The organism is Bradyrhizobium ontarionense, assembly GCF_021088345.1.
Classification (GTDB): Bacteria; Pseudomonadota; Alphaproteobacteria; order Rhizobiales; family Xanthobacteraceae; genus Bradyrhizobium; species Bradyrhizobium ontarionense.
In genome coordinates this window covers 2,021,546-2,040,197 of the sequence record NZ_CP088156.1, presented here as the reverse complement: position 1 = coordinate 2,040,197, position 18,652 = coordinate 2,021,546, and the positions used below count along the sequence as shown (strand labels likewise).

Annotated in this window: 15 protein-coding genes; 14 read left to right on the top strand and 1 reads right to left on the bottom strand. The window is 63.5% G+C overall.

What is annotated here, in order from left to right:
- Nucleotides 1–131 precede the first annotated feature (131 nt).
- From rpoC to LQG66_RS09250, 3 genes are all read left to right on the top strand, one after another.
- Nucleotides 132–4,331 carry a DNA-directed RNA polymerase subunit beta' gene (rpoC, locus tag LQG66_RS09260; protein ID WP_231325662.1) on the top strand — a complete coding sequence of 1,400 codons (4,200 nt, stop codon included), beginning with the start codon at nt 132–134 and terminating at the stop codon, nt 4,329–4,331.
- Nucleotides 4,332–4,669: 338 nt separating this feature from the next.
- Nucleotides 4,670–6,727 carry an FAD-dependent oxidoreductase gene (locus tag LQG66_RS09255; RefSeq protein ID WP_231325651.1) on the top strand — a complete coding sequence of 686 codons (2,058 nt, stop codon included), beginning with the start codon at nt 4,670–4,672 and terminating at the stop codon, nt 6,725–6,727.
- Between the two features lie 270 nt (nt 6,728–6,997).
- On the top strand, nt 6,998–9,007 hold the full coding sequence (locus LQG66_RS09250; protein WP_425601299.1) for an ABC transporter ATP-binding protein: 2,010 nt from the start codon (nt 6,998–7,000) through the stop codon (nt 9,005–9,007).
- Here LQG66_RS09250 and LQG66_RS09245 read toward each other — a convergent pair.
- On the bottom strand, nt 8,944–10,167 hold the full coding sequence (locus LQG66_RS09245) for an FAD-dependent oxidoreductase (RefSeq protein WP_231325646.1): 1,224 nt from the start codon (nt 10,165–10,167) through the stop codon (nt 8,944–8,946). The two genes, LQG66_RS09250 and LQG66_RS09245, sit on opposite strands and share 64 nt — an antisense overlap.
- Before the next feature lie 649 nt (nt 10,168–10,816).
- Here LQG66_RS09245 and rpsL point away from each other — a divergent pair.
- The 11 genes from rpsL to rplV all read left to right on the top strand — a co-directional run bounded on the left by rpsL (nt 10,817) and on the right by rplV (nt 18,646).
- The gene (gene rpsL, locus LQG66_RS09240) at nt 10,817–11,188 is read left to right on the top strand and encodes a 30S ribosomal protein S12 (protein WP_006611834.1); all 372 of its coding nucleotides are present in this window, start codon (nt 10,817–10,819) and stop codon (nt 11,186–11,188) included.
- A 30-nt stretch (nt 11,189–11,218) separates the two neighbouring features.
- Nucleotides 11,219–11,689 (top strand): 30S ribosomal protein S7, encoded by a 471-nt coding sequence (rpsG, locus tag LQG66_RS09235; protein ID WP_231325644.1) that lies wholly within the window; start codon nt 11,219–11,221, stop codon nt 11,687–11,689.
- Between the two features lie 33 nt (nt 11,690–11,722).
- Nucleotides 11,723–13,795 (top strand): elongation factor G, encoded by a 2,073-nt coding sequence (gene fusA, locus LQG66_RS09230; RefSeq protein WP_231325642.1) that lies wholly within the window; start codon nt 11,723–11,725, stop codon nt 13,793–13,795.
- Nucleotides 13,796–13,834: 39 nt separating this feature from the next.
- Nucleotides 13,835–15,025: an elongation factor Tu gene (gene tuf / locus LQG66_RS09225; protein ID WP_231325640.1), complete on the top strand. Its 1,191-nt coding sequence runs from the start codon at nt 13,835–13,837 to the stop codon at nt 15,023–15,025.
- A 90-nt stretch (nt 15,026–15,115) separates the two neighbouring features.
- Complete coding sequence (rpsJ, locus tag LQG66_RS09220) at nt 15,116–15,424, top strand: 30S ribosomal protein S10 (RefSeq protein ID WP_002712302.1); 309 nt, start codon at nt 15,116–15,118, stop codon at nt 15,422–15,424.
- A gap of 57 nt (nt 15,425–15,481) precedes the next feature.
- Nucleotides 15,482–16,201, top strand: a complete 720-nt coding sequence (gene rplC / locus LQG66_RS09215) for a 50S ribosomal protein L3 (RefSeq protein WP_231325638.1) — start codon at nt 15,482–15,484, stop codon at nt 16,199–16,201.
- On the top strand, nt 16,202–16,822 hold the full coding sequence (gene rplD / locus LQG66_RS09210; RefSeq protein ID WP_231325636.1) for a 50S ribosomal protein L4: 621 nt from the start codon (nt 16,202–16,204) through the stop codon (nt 16,820–16,822). It begins immediately after the preceding gene.
- Nucleotides 16,819–17,118 carry a 50S ribosomal protein L23 gene (locus LQG66_RS09205; RefSeq protein ID WP_231325634.1) on the top strand — a complete coding sequence of 100 codons (300 nt, stop codon included), beginning with the start codon at nt 16,819–16,821 and terminating at the stop codon, nt 17,116–17,118. Before rplD ends, LQG66_RS09205 begins: the two co-directional genes overlap by 4 nt.
- Nucleotides 17,119–17,130: 12 nt before the next feature.
- Nucleotides 17,131–17,964 (top strand): 50S ribosomal protein L2, encoded by an 834-nt coding sequence (gene rplB / locus LQG66_RS09200; protein WP_231325631.1) that lies wholly within the window; start codon nt 17,131–17,133, stop codon nt 17,962–17,964.
- Nucleotides 17,965–17,976: 12 nt separating this feature from the next.
- Nucleotides 17,977–18,255 (top strand): 30S ribosomal protein S19, encoded by a 279-nt coding sequence (gene rpsS / locus LQG66_RS09195; RefSeq protein ID WP_231325629.1) that lies wholly within the window; start codon nt 17,977–17,979, stop codon nt 18,253–18,255.
- 10 nt (nt 18,256–18,265) lie between these two features.
- On the top strand, nt 18,266–18,646 hold the full coding sequence (gene rplV / locus LQG66_RS09190) for a 50S ribosomal protein L22 (protein WP_231325626.1): 381 nt from the start codon (nt 18,266–18,268) through the stop codon (nt 18,644–18,646).
- Nucleotides 18,647–18,652 lie beyond the last annotated feature (6 nt).

The window sequence follows — 18,652 nt, the reverse complement described above, 5'->3', positions numbered from 1 at the left end:
CCAAGACATCAGGCCCGGCCGTCACGGACGGCCGGGTGCCGGCGCCTTCTCCGCGGGTCAGGACAGGGCGTCGCCTGCAAGAGATCTTCGAATTTGCGGCCGACCCCCGATCGGCCTGCGAGGAGAATACGATGAACCAAGAAATTATGAATCTCTTCAATCCGACGACGCCGGCTCAGGTCTTCGACCAGATCCGGATCTCGATTGCGTCGCCAGAGAAGATTCTGTCATGGTCCTACGGCGAGATCAAGAAGCCGGAAACCATCAACTACCGCACCTTCAAGCCCGAGCGCGACGGCCTGTTCTGCGCCCGCATCTTCGGGCCGATCAAGGACTACGAGTGCTTGTGCGGCAAGTACAAGCGGATGAAGTACAAGGGCATCATCTGCGAGAAGTGCTCGGTCGAGGTCACGCTGTCGCGCGTCCGGCGCGAGCGCATGGGCCACATCGAGCTCGCAGCCCCCGTCGCGCACATCTGGTTCCTGAAGTCGCTGCCGTCGCGCATCGGCCTGCTGCTCGACATGACGCTGAAGGATCTCGAGCGGATCCTCTACTTCGAATACTACGTCGTCCTCGAGCCGGGCCTCACCGCGCTGAAGGACCGCCAGCTGCTGTCTGAAGACGAGTATCTGAAGGCGCAGGACGAGTACGGCCAGGACAGCTTCACCGCCATGATCGGCGCCGAGGCGATCCGCGAGCTGCTGCGCGGCCTCGAGTTGGAGAAGCTCGAGCAGACGCTGCGTGCCGACATGCAGGAGACCGACTCCGACATCAAGCACAAGAAGCTCGCCAAGCGCCTGAAGATCGTCGAGGCGTTCCGTCACTCCGGCAACAAGCCGGAATGGATGATCATGACCGTGGTCCCGGTGATCCCGCCGGATCTGCGGCCGCTGGTGCCGCTCGACGGTGGCCGCTTTGCGACCTCCGACCTCAACGATCTCTACCGCCGCGTCATCAACCGCAACAACCGCCTGAAGCGGCTGATGGAGCTGCGCGCGCCGGACATCATCATCCGCAACGAGAAGCGCATGCTGCAGGAGGCCGTCGACGCGCTGTTCGACAACGGCCGCCGTGGTCGCGTCATCACCGGCGCCAACAAGCGTCCGCTGAAGTCGCTCGCCGACATGCTGAAGGGCAAGCAGGGCCGCTTCCGCCAGAACCTGCTCGGCAAGCGCGTCGACTATTCCGGCCGCTCGGTGATCGTGGTCGGTCCGGAGCTGCGCCTGCATCAGTGCGGCCTGCCGAAGAAGATGGCGCTCGAGCTGTTCAAGCCGTTCATCTATTCGCGGCTCGACGCCAAGGGTCTGTCGACGACGGTCAAGCAGGCCAAGAAGCTGGTCGAGAAGGAGCGTCCCGAGGTCTGGGACATCCTGGACGAGGTCATCCGCGAGCATCCGGTGCTCCTGAACCGCGCGCCGACCCTGCACCGCCTCGGCATCCAGGCCTTCGAGCCGGTGCTGATCGAGGGCAAGGCGATCCAGCTGCACCCGCTGGTCTGCGCCGCCTTCAACGCCGACTTCGACGGCGACCAGATGGCCGTGCACGTCCCGCTGTCGCTCGAAGCGCAGCTGGAAGCGCGCGTGCTGATGATGTCGACCAACAACATCCTGCACCCGGCCAACGGTCAGCCGATCATCGTGCCGTCGCAGGACATCGTGCTCGGTCTGTACTATCTCTCGATCCTGCGCGAAGGCATGAACGGTGAGGGCATGAAGTTCGGCAACATGGCCGAGCTCGAGCATGCGCTGCACGCCAAGGTCATCCACCTCCACAGCAAGATCAAGTATCGCTGGGATGGCATGGATGAGACCGGCAAGGTCTCCAGGCGCTGGATCGAGACCACGGCGGGCCGCGTGATGCTCGGCAACGTGCTGCCGAAGCACACCCGCATTTCGTACGAGATCATCAACAAGCTGATGACCAAGCGCGAAATCTCCGGCGTGATCGATCAGGTCTACCGTCACTGCGGCCAGAAGGAGACGGTGATCTTCTGCGATCGCATCATGGCGCTCGGCTTCTACAACGCCTTCAAGGCAGGCATCTCGTTCGGCAAGGACGACATGGTCGTGCCGGCGGGCAAGTGGAAGATCGTCGACACGACCCGTACGCTGGCGAAGGATTTCGAGCAGCAGTACAATGACGGTCTGATCACCCATGGCGAGAAGTACAACAAGGTCGTCGACGCCTGGTCGAAGGCGACCGAGGAAATCGCCAAGGAGATGATGAAGGAGATCTCCTCGACCAAGAAGAACGCCAATGGCGCCGATGCGGACATCAACTCGATCTACATGATGGCCCATTCCGGTGCGCGTGGTTCGCCGGCCCAGATGCGTCAGCTCGCGGGCATGCGCGGCCTCATGGCCAAGCCGTCGGGCGAGATCATCGAGACGCCGATCATCTCGAACTTCAAGGAAGGCCTCTCGGTGCTCGAGTACTTCAACTCGACCCACGGCGCCCGCAAGGGCCTCGCGGACACGGCGTTGAAGACCGCGAACTCGGGTTATCTGACTCGCCGTCTGGTCGACGTCGCGCAGGACTGCATCATCACGCAGGACGATTGCGGCACCCATCTCGGCATCAAGATGCGCGCCATCATCGATGCCGGCACGGTCGTGGCCTCGCTCGGCTCGCGCATCCTGGGCCGCGTGCCCTGCGATGACGTGCGCGATCCCGCGACCAACAACGTGCTGGTCAAGGCCGGCACGCTGATGGAGGAGAGCCATGTCGACGCCATCCAGCAGGCCGGCGTCCAGGAGGTCAAGATCCGCTCGGCGCTGACCTGCGAGCTGGTCAACGGCATCTGCAAGATGTGCTACGGCCGCGACCTCGCGCGCGGCACGCCGGTCAACCACGGTGAGGCTGTCGGCGTCATCGCCGCGCAGTCGATCGGTGAGCCCGGCACCCAGCTGACGATGCGCACCTTCCACATCGGCGGTGCGGCGCAGCTGAACGAGCAGTCCTTCGTGGAATCGAACTTCGAAGGCAGGGTGGCCATCAAGAACAAGGCGATCTCCCGCAACAGCGAGGGGCACCTGGTCGCGATGGTCCGCAACATGGTCGTGTCGGTCGTCGACCCCGACGGCACCGAGCGTGCGACGCACCGTATCCAGTACGGTTCGCGCATGCATGTCGACGATGGCGACATGATCAAGCGCGGCCAGCGCATTGCCGAATGGGATCCGTACACCCGTCCGGTGCTGTCGGAGGCCGAGGGCACGATCGGGTTCGAGGATCTGGTCGAGGGCCAGTCGATCTCGGAAACGCTCGACGAGTCCACCGGTATTGCGAAACGCGTCGTCATCGACTGGCGCAGTTCGCGCGGTGGTGCCGATCTGCGCCCGGCGATCGTGGTCAAGGGCAAGGACGGCAAGGTGCTCAAGCTCGCCCGTGGCGGCGATGCCCGGTACATGTTGTCGGTCGATGCCATTCTGTCGGTCGATCTCGGGTCGACGATCAAGTCGGGCGACATTCTTGCTCGTATCTCGACCGAAAGCGCCAAGACACGCGACATCACCGGCGGTCTGCCGCGGGTGGCGGAGCTGTTCGAAGCGCGCAAGCCGAAGGATGCTGCGATCATCGCCGAGATCGCCGGCACCATCCGGTTCGGCCGCGACTACAAGAACAAGCGTCGCATCTCGATCGAGCCGGTCGACAAGACGGAGGAGGCGCGCGAGTACCTGATCCCGAAGGGCAAGCACATCCATCTGCAGGATGGCGATATCGTCGAGAAGGGTGACTTCATCGTCGAAGGTAACCCGGCGCCGCACGACATCCTGGCGATCAAGGGCATCGAGGAGCTCGCGGCCTATCTGGTCAACGAGATCCAGGAGGTCTACCGGCTGCAGGGCGTGCTCATCAACGACAAGCACATCGAGGTGATTGTCCGTCAGATGCTGCAGAAGATGGAGGTCACCGACCAGGGCGACACCGACATGATCTCGGGCGAACAGGTCGACAAGATCGAGTTCGACTTGCTCAACGCGAAGGCGAAGGAGGAGGGCAAGAAGCCCGCCACCGGCACCCCGGTTCTGCTCGGCATCACCAAGGCGAGCCTGCAGACCCGGTCGTTCTTCTCGGCGGCGTCGTTCCAGGAGACCACCCGCGTCCTCACCGAGGCGGCGGTCAACGGCAAGATCGACCCGCTCGAAGGCCTGAAGGAGAACGTCATCGTCGGTCGTCTGATCCCGGCCGGCACCGGCGCCTCGATGGCCCGTATCCGCGAAGTCGCGTTGAAGCGCGACAAGCTGATTCTGGACGAGCGCGAGAAGCAGACGCCGATCGTGCCGTCGCAGCCCGAGCCTCAGCCTCTGGCGCTGCCGCCGGCGGAGTAAACGGACGTCGACGGCGGACCCGGAACGGTGCCGGGGTCTGCCGTACGTTCATCGACCATAGAAAAGGCCGGCGCTTGCCGGCCTTTTTTTGACATTTTCTTCTCCTGTTGCCGCGCTGCAGCCCCGTTGTTCATCTTCCCTTCAGGGACAGAGGCGCTTTTGGGATGATCTGATACGCCGAAGTGATTTCCGTCGACGGCAATGATGATGCGCCGATTTGCTCGAGCGCAAACGCTGTGCGAACCGGTTACGCTATGGCCGATCGAGCCCCAGGGTGGCGGGACCCGTGACATGGAAGACCGGCGACGTCGTGGACGACCGGAGATAGCGGAACTTCGATGCTTGACCTTGCGATTGTTGGTGGCGGTCCCGGCGGCCTGATGAGCGCCTGGTATTTGAGGCGCAAACTCGGCGATCTCTGCAAGGTGACGATCTTCGAAGCGTCCGATCGGCTTGGCGGCAAGATCGTCACGCGCAAGTTCGACAGTGCACCGGCCATGTACGAGGCTGGCGTCGCCGAAATCTACGACTACTCGATGACCGGTCCCGATCCGCTGCGTGAGCTGATCCAGCATTTCGGCCTGCAGACCATTCCAATGGACGCGCTGCAGGTTCAGCTCGATGGCGAGCTACTCGACGACGTGCCCGGGCTGCGCCGCAAATACGGGCCGAAAACGGCGGCGGCGGTCGAGGCGTTTCGCAAGCGCTGCACCGAGGTGATGTCACCGGTCCAATACTATGAGGGTGTCGGCGCCCACGACAACGAGCACCCGTGGGCGTTCGTCACCTGCGAGGAACTGCTCGACAAGGAGGTCGAGGATCCCACGGCGAAGCGCTTCTTCAAGGTGATGTCACGCTCGGACCTCGCAACCGAGGCGCACAACACCAACGGGCTCAATGCGCTCAAGAACTTCGTGATGGATATCGACAACTATATCGGCCTGTACTCGATCCAGAACGGCAACGAGCAGCTGATCGAGTGCCTCCGCTCCGAGGTTGACGCCGACATCCAGCTCAATCATCGCGTGCTCCGCGTCGGCAAGACGGACTCCGGCCGCTACCGGCTCAACATGATGAACGGCAAGGGACCGGAGACGCGCGAGTTCGATCTCGTGCTGATCTGTCTGCCGCATTCCTGGTTGTCGACCGTCGGCTGGGAGGGCGAGGGCCTGCGCAAGTCGATGGTCAAGCACGTCGCCTATTTCGACCGTCCCGCGCACTACCTGCGCGTCTCGATCCTGTTCGACGCGCCGTTCTGGGGCGATAAGATTCCCGGCTCCTGGTTCATGTCCGAGGCCTTCGGCGGCTGCTGCATCTACAATGAGGGCTCGCGCCACGACGTCGGCAAGCATGGTGTGTTGAACTGGCTCATCGCCGGCTCCGACGCGCTGGCCTTTGCCAACCTCTCGGACGAGGAGCTGATCGAGGCCGCGCTGAAGTCGCTCCCCGCGGCGCTGGGCGATGCGCGGGCGCATTTCATGGAAGGCAGGATCCATCGCTGGCTGTCGTCGGTGAATGCGCTCCCTGGCGGATTGCCCGCGCGCGACGTGATGACGAATCACCGGCCCGAGCCCAAGGAGCATCCTGGGATCGTGGTGGTCGGCGACTATCTGTTCGATTCGACGCTGAACGGGCTACTCGATTCGTCCGATGCCGCGACCGACATCATCCTGACCGAGATGATGCGGCTGCGCCGTGCCCGTTCGCAGGCCGAGACGCCGCTGTCGGACAAGATCGATCGTGGCTATTTCGACAATTATCGCGGGCAGGGCCCCTACAGCGAGGCTTGGGCGCACTTCACGGACCCGGATTACCTGACAAATCTGATCAAGATCGTTTGGAACAAGGGCAAAGGCTACAAGTTGCTGGTGGCCGGCTCCGCCAGCGGCGAGCTGGTGGGCGCCTTGCGCGAGCGTGGAATCGACGCCTGGGGCATCGAGAACAACCGCTACATCCACGGCAAGACGCCCAAGGCGCTCAGGAAGTACAACAAGCTCGGCTCGATCATCGACATGCCGTTCAAGGCCGGCGAGTTCGACTTCGTTTTCGAGACCAGCCTCTGCCACCTCGGCGACAAACAGGTTGCGCGAGCGATTCGTGAGCTCAATCGCGTGGTCAAGACCGGCCTGGTGTTCGGCTCGATCACCTCTGACATGGCGCCGGCGCTCGTCGACCGCTACGACCTGCTGCGCGGTGTCAAGAAGCTCGGCACCTGGTGGGAGTGGTCGGAGCTGTTCTTCGGCAACGGCTTCGATCTCGCAATGCATCGCCGCGACTGTACCGACGAGGTATGGGCCGCGACGCTCGCGGCCAACAAGGGGCCGGGCCAGTGGTATGCGGACGCGGACAGCCTGCGCTACTCCTTCTTCGACAAGATCGAGGACGACGAGGACTAGGCGGGGACGGTGCGTCGTCGCTCCCAGTCGCGCTCCGAAACTCACCGACTGTGCTGATTGCGCGACAGCGGCGCGCCGTGGTCGGAGCCGGTGCGGCGCCGTGTCGCGAGAATGCTGGCGGCAGGCAGACACAGATGTTAAAGCCGGGCCGCTTTAATCCGTGACGGTCATGCTGGCCGTGCAGGATCGGTTCGTTGCATGGCGCCCAAATCTTCAGTGCCGGAAAATCGGAAGTCCGCTTCGGCAGTTGATCCTGCTGATGATCTGGACATGCGGCGGACGGGCCAGCCGGCGGCGGCCAAGCCCGCGGTTCCAAAACCCGGGACGACGAAGGCGCCAACCGCCGACAAGGCGCCAGCCGTCGATGATGAGGATGACGACGAGGAGGAGGACGGCGAAGAGGCCGACCTCGATCTCGACGATGATGACGACGACGAGGAACTCGTCGTCTATACGGCCCGCGAGGCCGCCGGCGCGCTTGCCACCATCTACGGCTTCGTCTCGCCGCTGCTTGCCAAATACAAGAAGATGATGGCTTTGGTGGCGATCGGCGTCCTGATCGAGACGCTGTTCAACGTCATCATGCCGCTCAGCCTGAAGTTCCTGATCGACGACGCGCTCGGCGAGGAGGATTTCGAGGCGCTCTATCGGATCCTCGGGGTGCTGGCCGCGGCCGGCATCTTCACCTCGATCGTTGCCGTCGTTTACGAGCGGTGGGACGCGCGCCTTGCGGCCTGCGTCATCTCCGACGTCCGCACGCGTCTGTTCGATCACGTGCAGAACCTGCCTGCGGCCTATTTCCAGCGCACCAAGCGCGGTGAGATCCTGTCGCGCTTCTCGGTCGACATGTCGGCCTTCGAGGGTGTGGTCAAGACCTTCGCCAACAGTGCCGCGCTGCCGCTCCTCGAGCTTATTGCCGGCATCATCCTGATGCTGTTCCTGAACTGGCAGCTCGCCGTGATCGCGCTCCTGGTGTTTCCGATCACCCTGATCGGCCCGCGCATCCTGACGCCGAAGGCGGTGCAGGCCAATTACGAGCAGAAGCTCAACGAGGCGTCGCTGCTCGGCGTCATCCAGGAGAACGTCGCGGCGCAGGCGGTCATCAAGGCCTTCAGCCTGCATCGCAAGGTGTTCGGCTGGTTCACCTTCCGCAACGACGAGGCGCGGCGGAAGATTGCGGACGCGATGTTCCTCTCGACCATGGTCGAACGCACCGTCACTATCGCCGTGCTGCTGCTGCACCTGGTCGTGCTCGCCCTCGGCGCCTATCTGGCCACCAAGGGCCAGATCACGATCGGCACCTTCGTGACCTTCGAGAGCGCGTTCTGGGAGGTGTCCTACAACATCGCCCACGTCATGCATTTCCTCCCGGTCTCGATCTCCTCGGCGGCCGCGATCCGCCACATGCAGGAGCTCCTGGACGAGCCGACCCGGGGCGCCGACAGGCCGGGCGCGCCGGATCTGCCACGCATCAGTCACGACATCACCTTCGAGCGCGTCAGCTTTCAGTATGAGGGCAGCGAGACGCCGGTGCTCGACAATCTCAGCCTCAGGCTGGACGTTGGCAAGCGGATCGCGATCGTCGGTCCCTCGGGCTCCGGCAAGAGCACGCTGCTCAACCTGATTCTGCGGCTGTATGTGCCCGACGATGGGCGGGTCACGATCGATGGCGTCGACATCCGGAAAGTGACGCGCGATTCGCTGCGCGGCAGCATGGCCGTGGTGTTCCAGGACAACATGCTGTTCAACATGTCGCTGCGCGAAAACATCCGGCTCGGCAAGGAGGGCGCGACCGACGCGGAGGTCGAGGAGGCCGCGAGGAAGGCCGAGATCCACCGCTACATCATGAGCCTGCCGCAGAAATACGACACGCTCGTCGGCGAGCGCGGTGACACGCTGTCCGGCGGCCAGCGCCAGCGCATCGCGATCGCGCGCGCCATCATCCGCAATCCGTCCGTGCTCCTGCTCGACGAGGCGACATCGGCGCTCGACCAGACCACGGAAGCCGCGATCAACCGCACGCTGCTCAAGGTTGCCAAGGGGCGCACCATGATCTGGTCGACCCACCGGCTGACGTCAGTGGTCGAGATGGACGAGATCATCGTCATCTCCGGGGGACGGGCGATCGAGCGCGGCAGCCACGCCGAGCTGCTGGCCAAGAATGGCGTCTATCGCAAGCTGTGGGACGACCAGGGCCGTCAGCCGAGCCGGCTCGATCAGGCGGACGACGACAGCGACGACGATGATGATGATGATGATGACGATGATGACGAGGAATAGGCGCTGAGCGGTCCGCTCGGCGCGGTCAGCCGGTGCCGCACGCCGCGCCCCAGCGAGACTGCAAACCGCGCCCAGCGCTGGCCCAGCCAATAGGGCCCGGTCTCGATCGAGACGGAGCGGAAATGCTGGGCGTTGTCGAGCGACCATGCATCGCAGGCGGTCTTGGCGGGATCGGCATAGAAGGCTCCGATCTTGGCCTCCGTCATACCTTCAGTCGCCAGCCAGCGCGGGATATGGACGTTGCAGAGGCGCTCGACGTCGGTGAACACCTTGTCGGAGCCGGTGCCGGTCACGGGGCAGGTGGTGCAGAACGCGTCACCGACGAGCACGACGCCCGGCATGCGGGTGCCGCTATTGATGATGAGGTCGGCCGGCCGCACCTTGACCTCGCCGCCGACCGTGTAGTCGCCGGTGATCCGCCTCAAGCCGGGTAGGGCCGCATCCAGCATCGCGACCGGGCTGCGGCGGATGGCGCGCAGCCATGGATCATCGACCTCGCGATAGGCGAACAGGTTGGCCCGCATTCGGTCCCCGATCGGGAACAGGGTGATGTAGGGAACGCGCGCGCTGGCCCGTTCCTGGAAGTAGGTCATGGCCGGGAACGGGAAGGCTGGACGGCCGATCGGCATCACATCGAAGCCGACCGAGATGGAATGGGCCGGGCTGATGATCTTGCGCGTGATTCCCAGCAGGTGGCGGAGCCCGACGTTCAGCCCGTTGGCGAGCACGACCAGACGGGCCGAGATCGTCTGCCCGCTGGAGAGCACGACCAGCTGGCGTTCCTCGCTCGGGCTGATGGCCACGGCCTTGGCTACGATTCGCGCGACGGAGCCGGGGATCTCTCCGCGTACGGCCGCCACCAGCGCGTCATAAGTGATGCCGTATTGCTGGACCGGTGCCCTGTCCAGGACATGACCGAATCGGGCGATCCAGTTCTCGCTGGCCAGCGTCGCCTGGCGCAGCGCCTGATCGGCAACGCCGGTGCGCCGGAATCGGGCGATCTGCTCGGCGCCCGAGATCTTTTCGATTCGAAAGTCGGGCGGGTAGACGGCGCGGGGATCGACGAGAATCGCAGAGATGCCGGCCTTTCCGAGCATGGCAGCCGTGATCGAGCCGGCCAGGCCGCCGCCAATGATCGCGATGTCGGTATATTGGGTCACTCGGGCGCCTCGTCAGCGCGCCATCCTTGGCCCCGAAACCCGAAAAAAGCCTTATCTTCAATGTTTCGGAACATTGTGCCGGGGCATAGAGGGGCGGTTTGCCGGGGTCCCACGCAAGGGCACGGTCTGCCGATACCTCGGGCGCGAGTCGTGGTCGGAGCGGAAACCGTAGCGGTCAGAAGCGCTTCTTTGCGCACCTGCGGCGTCGTTTTGCTTGACTTGGATATTTACCGCTTATAAAAGGCGGCCACTCAACGACAGGCGGTGAGCTTCGCTAGCGTCGGTACGGATCACCCAGACCACCCCGAAACGGGCGGGACGGGCACCAACCTCGACGAATGCCGCTCAAACGCTGTCGATTATAGCTAGGCACTGCCAGAACGATTTTAGATCTCTCGAGCTCGTTCTCTTGAGACCAAATTCGGATGCATGACCTCGGTGAGCCGACCTCCAGCGCAAGCTGACAGGTCGTGATCGCGGTCCTCTGTGGCGTCAAGCGCTTTCCGTTCAGTGATGAGCGGTTGGCGCGCTTTCGCTTTGCGCGACGTTTTTTCGCGCAGGGCGGACCGGTGAGGCGGGGAACCTCGAGCAGAATTTGCGGAAACCGGTCGCGGTTTCCGTTCGAACGTTGAGAAGGGTGAAGGCCAAGATGCCGACGATCAACCAGCTGATCGCAAATCCGCGCGAAGTGCAGAAGTCGCGCAAGAAGGTGCCGGCGCTGCAGCAGTCGCCGCAGAAGCGGGGCGTTTGCACGCGCGTCTACACCACGACCCCGAAGAAGCCGAACTCGGCGCTTCGTAAGGTCGCCAAGGTGCGCCTGACCAACGGCTTCGAGGTGATCGGCTACATCCCGGGTGAGGGCCATAACCTGCAGGAGCACTCGGTGGTGATGATCCGCGGCGGCCGCGTCAAGGACTTGCCGGGCGTGCGCTACCACATCCTCCGCGGCGTGCTGGATACCCAGGGCGTCAAGAACCGTAAGCAGCGCCGTTCGAAGTACGGCGCGAAGCGTCCGAAGTAAGACGTTCGAGATAAAGCGGGAACAGATCACATGTCGCGTCGCCATTCAGCCGAAAAGCGTGAAGTGCTTCCGGATCCGAAGTTCGGGAACATCATCGTCACCAAGTTCATGAATTCGGTGATGTACGCCGGCAAGAAGTCGGTCGCCGAAGGTATCGTCTACGGTGCGTTCGGTCTCATCGAGTCCAAGACCAAGCAGAGCCCGCTGACGGTGTTCGAGCAGGCGCTCGATAACGTCATGCCGACGATCGAAGTGCGCTCGCGCCGCGTCGGTGGTGCGACCTATCAGGTTCCGGTCGAAGTGCGCTCGACCCGCCGGCAGGCGCTCGGCATTCGCTGGCTGATCTCGGCTGCGCGCGACCGCAACGAGAAGACCATGACCGAGCGGCTTTCGGCGGAGCTGCTCGATGCCTCCAACAACCGGGGCAACGCCGTGAAGAAGCGTGAAGACGTGCATCGGATGGCGGAAGCCAACCGCGCCTTCTCGCACTATCGCTGGTAACGGCGAAACCGACGGAAATCAGGGAACAAGCCCATGCCCCGCCAACATGCCATCGAGGATTACCGTAATTTCGGTATCATGGCGCATATCGACGCCGGTAAGACCACGACCACCGAGCGCATCCTCTATTATACCGGCAAGAGCCACAAGATCGGCGAAGTGCACGAGGGTGCCGCGACGATGGACTGGATGGAGCAGGAGCAGGAGCGTGGCATCACGATCACCTCGGCTGCCACCACCGCGTTCTGGAACGGCAAGCGCCTGAACATCATCGACACGCCCGGCCACGTCGACTTCACCATCGAAGTCGAGCGTTCGCTTCGCGTGCTCGACGGCGCCGTCTGCGTGCTCGACTCCAACCAGGGTGTGGAGCCCCAGACCGAGACCGTCTGGCGCCAGGGCGACAAGTACAAAGTGCCGCGCATCGTCTTCGCCAACAAGATGGACAAGACCGGCGCCGACTTCTTCAAGTGCCTGGCCGACATCGTCGACCGCCTGGGCGCGAAGCCGATTGCGATCCAGCTGCCGATCGGTGCCGAGAACAACTTCAAGGGCTGCATCGATCTGGTGAAGATGGAAGCCATCGTCTGGAACGACGAGGCGCTCGGTGCGAAGTTCGACCATGTCGAGATTCCGGCTGATCTGGTCGATCAGGCCAAGGAGTATCGCGAGAAGCTGGTGGAAGCCGCCGTCGAGCTCGACGACGACGCTCTGGCTGCTTTCCTGGACGGCAACGAGCCGGACGAGGCGACCCTGAAGCGGCTGATCCGCAAGGCGGTGCTGACCGGCGCGTTCTACCCGGTGCTGTGCGGCTCGGCCTTCAAGAACAAGGGCGTGCAGCCTCTGCTCGACGCCGTCGTCGACTATCTGCCGTCGCCGCTCGACGTGCCCGCGATCAAGGGCACCGACGACCGCGGCAACGAGGTCGTGCGCAAGGCGGACGACAAGGAGCCGCTGGCTCTGCTCGCGTTCAAGATCATGGACGACCCGTTCGTCGGCACGATCACCTTCTGCCGCATCTATTCGGGCATCCTGAGCTCGGGCACGGGCGTCGTGAACTCGACGCGCGAGAAGAAGGAGCGTATCGGCCGCATGCTCCTGATGCATGCGAACAACCGCGAGGACATCAAGGAGGCCTATGCCGGCGACATCGTCGCTCTCGCTGGTCTCAAGGAAGCCCGCACCGGTGACACGCTGTGCGATCCGTCCCACCAGGTGATCCTGGAGAAGATGGAATTCCCGGAGCCGGTCATCGAGATCGCGATCGAGCCGAAGTCGAAGGCCGACCAGGAGAAGCTGGGCGTCGCGCTGGCGAAGCTCGCGGCGGAGGATCCGTCGTTCCGCGTGTCGACCGATCAGGAGTCCGGCCAGACCATTCTGAAGGGCATGGGCGAACTCCATCTCGACATCAAGGTCGACATTCTCCGGCGGACCTACAAGGTCGATGCCAATATCGGCGCGCCGCAGGTGGCGTTCCGCGAGCGGATCACCAAGAACGCCGAGGTCAAGTACACCCACAAGAAGCAGACCGGTGGTACCGGTCAGTTCGCTGAAGTGTCGATCATCGTCGAGCCGAACGAGCCGGGCGGTGGTTACGTGTTCGAATCCAAGATCGTCGGTGGTGCGGTTCCGAAGGAATACATCCCCGGCGTCGAAAAGGGCATCGAGAGCGTGCTGGGCGCGGGCGTCGTTGCCGGCTTCCCGGTGGTCGACGTCAAGGTGTCGCTGGTCGACGGCAAGTATCACGACGTCGACTCGTCGGCACTGGCCTTCGAAATCGCCTCTCGCGCGGCTTTCCGCGAGGCGCTGCAGAAGGGCAAGTCGGTTCTGCTCGAGCCGATCATGAAGGTCGAGGTGGTGACCCCGGAAGACTACACCGGTTCGGTCATCGGCGACCTGAACTCGCGTCGTGGCCAGATCCAGGGCCAGGACATGCGCGGCAATGCCAACGTGATCAACGCGATGGTGCCGCTCATGAACATGTTCGGTTACGTGAACAACCTGCGCTCCATGAGCCAGGGGCGCGCGACCTTCACGATGCAGTTCTCGCACTACGCGGAAGCGCCGGCCAACGTGTCGGCAGAAGTCCAGAAGAAGTTTGCCTGATTGTCGTTAGCTCAGCTTAGCGACTGAACGGAGAGTCAAATGGCCAAAGCAAAGTTTGAACGTAACAAACCGCACTGCAACATCGGCACGATCGGTCACGTCGACCACGGCAAGACCTCGCTGACCGCTGCAATCACCAAGATCCTGGCCGAGACGGGCGGTGCGACGTTCACTGCCTACGACCAGATCGACAAGGCGCCGGAAGAGAAGGCCCGCGGCATCACCATCTCGACCGCACACGTCGAGTACGAGACCAAGAACCGCCACTACGCGCACGTCGACTGCCCCGGCCACGCCGACTACGTGAAGAACATGATCACCGGCGCTGCCCAGATGGACGGCGCGATCCTGGTCGTGTCGGCCGCTGACGGCCCGATGCCGCAGACCCGTGAGCACATCCTGCTCGCCCGCCAGGTCGGCGTGCCGGCGCTGGTCGTGTTCCTCAACAAGTGCGACATGGTCGACGATCCGGAACTGCTCGAGCTCGTCGAGCTCGAGGTTCGCGAGCTGCTCTCGAAGTACGAATTCCCGGGCGACAAGATCCCGATCATCAAGGGCTCGGCGCTGGCCGCTCTGGAAGACTCGGACAAGAAGCTCGGTCACGACGCGATCCTCGAGCTGATGAAGAATGTCGACGAGTACATTCCGCAGCCGGAGCGTCCGATCGATCAGCCCTTCCTGATGCCGGTCGAAGACGTGTTCTCGATCTCGGGCCGCGGCACCGTGGTGACCGGCCGTGTCGAGCGCGGCATCGTGCGGGTCGGTGACGAAATCGAGATCGTCGGCATCCGTCCGACCCAGAAGACCACCGTCACCGGCGTCGAGATGTTCCGCAAGCTGCTCGATCAGGGCCAGGCGGGCGACAACATCGGCGCGCTGCTGCGCGGTACCAAGCGCGAGGACGTCGAGCGCGGCCAGGTGCTGTGCAAGCCGGGTTCGGTCAAGCCGCACACCAAGTTCAAGGCCGAGGCTTACATCCTCACCAAGGAAGAGGGCGGCCGTCACACCCCGTTCTTCACCAACTATCGTCCGCAGTTCTACTTCCGCACCACCGACGTGACCGGCGTCGTTCACCTGCCGGAAGGCACCGAGATGGTGATGCCGGGCGACAACATCGCCATGGAAGTGCATCTGATCGTGCCGATCGCGATGGAAGAGAAGCTGCGCTTCGCCATCCGTGAAGGCGGCCGCACCGTCGGCGCCGGCGTCGTCGCCTCGATCATCGAGTAACAACAGCGAATAGGGAATGGCGGGTGGCGAATGGAGAGATCCACTCGCCGTTCGCTACTCGCCACTCACTACTCAAAGAAAGATACGGCAATGAACGGCCAAAATATCCGCATCCGTCTCAAGGCGTTCGACCATCGGATCCTCGATACGTCGACGCGCGAGATCGTCAATACGGCGAAGCGGACCGGCGCGCAGGTTCGCGGACCCATTCCGCTGCCGACCCGCATCGAGAAGTTCACCGTGAACCGTTCGCCGCACGTCGACAAGAAGAGCCGCGAGCAGTTCGAGATGCGCACCCACAAGCGCCTGCTCGACATCGTCGATCCGACCCCCCAGACCGTCGATGCTCTCATGAAGCTCGATCTGGCCGCGGGCGTCGACGTCGAGATCAAGCTCTAAGTTTTTGGATTCACGTTCGCTCTTTCGCGGACATAGAGAAGAACAGGAAGCACGCCGATGCGCTCCGGAGTGATCGCACAAAAGGTCGGGATGACGCGGGTCTTCACGGAGGCCGGCGAACATATCCCTGTGACCGTGCTGAAGCTCGGCAATTGCCAGGTGGTTGGTCACCGTACCACTGAGAAGAACGGCTACGTCGCGCTGCAGCTCGGCGCCGGCAGCCGCAAGACGGTCTACTTGCCGAAGGCTGAGCGCGGTCAGTTCGCCGTCGCCAAGGTCGAGCCCAAGCGCAAGGTCGCCGAGTTCCGGGTCAGCGAAGACTCGCTGATTCCGGTCGGTGCCGAGATCCTGGCCGACCACTTCGTCGTCGGCCAGTTCGTCGATGTCACCGGCACCTCGATCGGTAAGGGGTTCGCCGGCGGTATGAAGCGCTGGAACTTCGGCGGTCTGCGCGCCACCCACGGTGTGTCAGTCTCGCATCGTTCGATCGGCTCGACCGGTGGTCGTCAGGACCCCGGCAAGACCTGGAAGAACAAGAAGATGCCTGGTCACATGGGCGTCGATCGCATCACCACGCTGAACCTGCGTGTGGTGCAGACGGACGTCGAGCGCGGCCTGATCCTGGTGGAAGGCGCGGTGCCCGGCTCCAAGGGTGGCTGGATCTCGGTGCGCGACGCCGTGAAGAAGCCGCTGCCGAAGGAAGCGCCGAAGCCCGGCAAGTTCAAGGTCGCGGGTGAGCAGGCTGCCGAAGCGCCGGCCGTGCAGGAGGGCGCATAAATGGAACTGAAAGTCACAACCCTCGAGGGCAAGGACGCCGGTTCGGTCCAGCTGTCCGACGCCATCTTCGGTCTGGAGCCGCGCGCCGATATCATCCAGCGCTGCGTCCAGTGGCAGCTGAACAAGCGTCAGGCCGGCACCCACAAGGCCAAGGGCCGCGCCGAGATCTGGCGCACCGGCAAGAAGATGTACAAGCAGAAGGGCACCGGCGGCGCCCGTCACGGGTCGGCCCGCGTGCCGCAGTTCCGCGGCGGTGGTCGTGCCTTCGGTCCGGTCGTGCGCTCGCACGCCACCGACCTGCCGAAGAAGGTTCGGGCGATGGCGCTGAAGCATGCGCTGTCCGCCAAGGCCAAGGACGGCGACCTCGTTGTGCTGGAGAACGCCGCGCTCGAGGCCGCGAAGACCAAGGCGCTGATCGGTCATTTCTCGGGTCTCGGCCTGACCAATGCGCTGATCATCGACGGCGCCGAGCTGCACACCGGCTTCGCCAATGCGGCCCGCAACATTCCGAACATGGACGTGCTGCCGATCCAGGGCATCAACGTCTACGACATCCTGCGCCGCCAGAAGCTCGTGCTGACCAAGGCGGCGATCGATGCGCTGGAGGCGCGCTTCAAATGAAGACCATCGATCCGCGCCACTACGACATCATCATCGCGCCGGTGGTGACCGAGAAGGCGACGTTCGCGTCGGAGCACAACAAGGTTCTGTTCAAGGTGGCCGCCAAGGCGACCAAGCCGCAGATCAAAGAGGCGATCGAGAAGCTGTTCGACGTCAAGGTCAAGAGCGTCAATACGCTCGTCCGCAAGGGCAAGACCAAGGTGTTCCGCGGCCATTTCGGTTCGCAATCGGACAGCAAGCGGGCGATCGTGACCCTCGAAGAGGGCCACCGGATCGACGTCACCACCGGACTGTAAGGCTGAGCTGCCATGGCATTGAAGACATTCAACCCCACGACGCCGGGCCAGCGCCAGCTGGTGATGGTCGATCGTTCGGCCCTCTACAAGGGCAAGCCGGTCAAGGCGCTGACCGAGGGCAAGCAGTCGAGCGGCGGCCGCAACAACACCGGCCGCATCACGGTTCGCTTCCTCGGCGGCGGCCACAAGCAGTCGTACCGCACGGTCGATTTCAAGCGCGACAAGGTCGACGTTCCGGCCACCGTCGAGCGGCTGGAATATGATCCGAACCGCACGGCCTTCATCGCCCTGGTCAAGTATCAGGACGGCGAGCTTGCCTACATTCTGGCGCCGCAGCGGCTCGCGGTCGGCGATACGATCATCGCCGGCAACTATGTCGACGTGAAGCCGGGCAATGTCATGCCGCTCGGCAACATGCCGGTCGGCACGATCGTGCACAACATCGAGGTCAAGATCGGCAAGGGCGGCCAGCTCGCGCGTTCGGCCGGCACCTATGCCCAGCTCGTCGGTCGCGACCACGACTACGTCATCGTGCGCCTGAACTCGGGCGAGCAGCGCCTGGTGCACGGCCGTTGCCGCGGCACCATCGGTGCGGTGTCGAACCCGGACCACATGAACACCTCGATTGGCAAGGCCGGTCGCACGCGTTGGCTGGGTCGTCGCCCGCACAACCGCGGCGTCTCGATGAACCCGATCGACCATCCGCACGGCGGCGGCGAAGGCCGTACTTCGGGCGGTCGTCACCCGGTCACTCCGTGGGGCAAGCCTACCAAGGGCAAGAAGACCCGCACGAACAAGTCGACCGACAAATTCATTCTCTTGAGCCGCCACAAGCGGAAGAAGTAAGGAACGACGGACATGGTTCGTTCAGTCTGGAAAGGCCCGTTCGTCGAGGCGTCGCTGCTCAAGAAGGCAGATGCGTCGCGCGCGTCCGGCCGTCACGACGTCATCAAGATCTGGAGCCGCCGCTCGACCATCCTGCCGCAGTTCGTCGGCCTGACGTTCGGCGTCTACAATGGCCAGAAGCATGTGCCGGTGGCGATCAACGAGGAGATGGTCGGCCACAAGTTCGGCGAGTTCTCGCCGACCCGGACCTTCCACGGCCATTCGGGCGATAAGAAAGCCAAGAAGGGTTGAGGATTAAGCGATGAGCAAACCAAAGCGCGAACGGAGCCTCCCGGACAACGAGGCCAAGGCCGTCGCCCGGATGCTTCGGGTGAGCCCGCAGAAGCTGAACCTGGTGGCCCAGATGATCCGCGGCCGCAAGGCGTCTTCGGCCCTCGCCGACCTGCAGTTCTCGCGCAAGCGGATTGCAGTCGACGTCAAGAAGTGCCTGGAATCGGCGATCGCCAATGCCGAGAACAACCACGACCTCGAGGTCGACGATCTCGTCGTCACGCAGGCCTTTGTCGGCAAGGGCATCGTGATGAAGCGTTTCTCGCCGCGCGGCCGTGGCCGTTCGGGCCGCATTTTCAAACCGTTTTCGCAGCTGACGATCATTGTTCGTCAGGTCGAGGCGAGCGCTTAAAGCAGG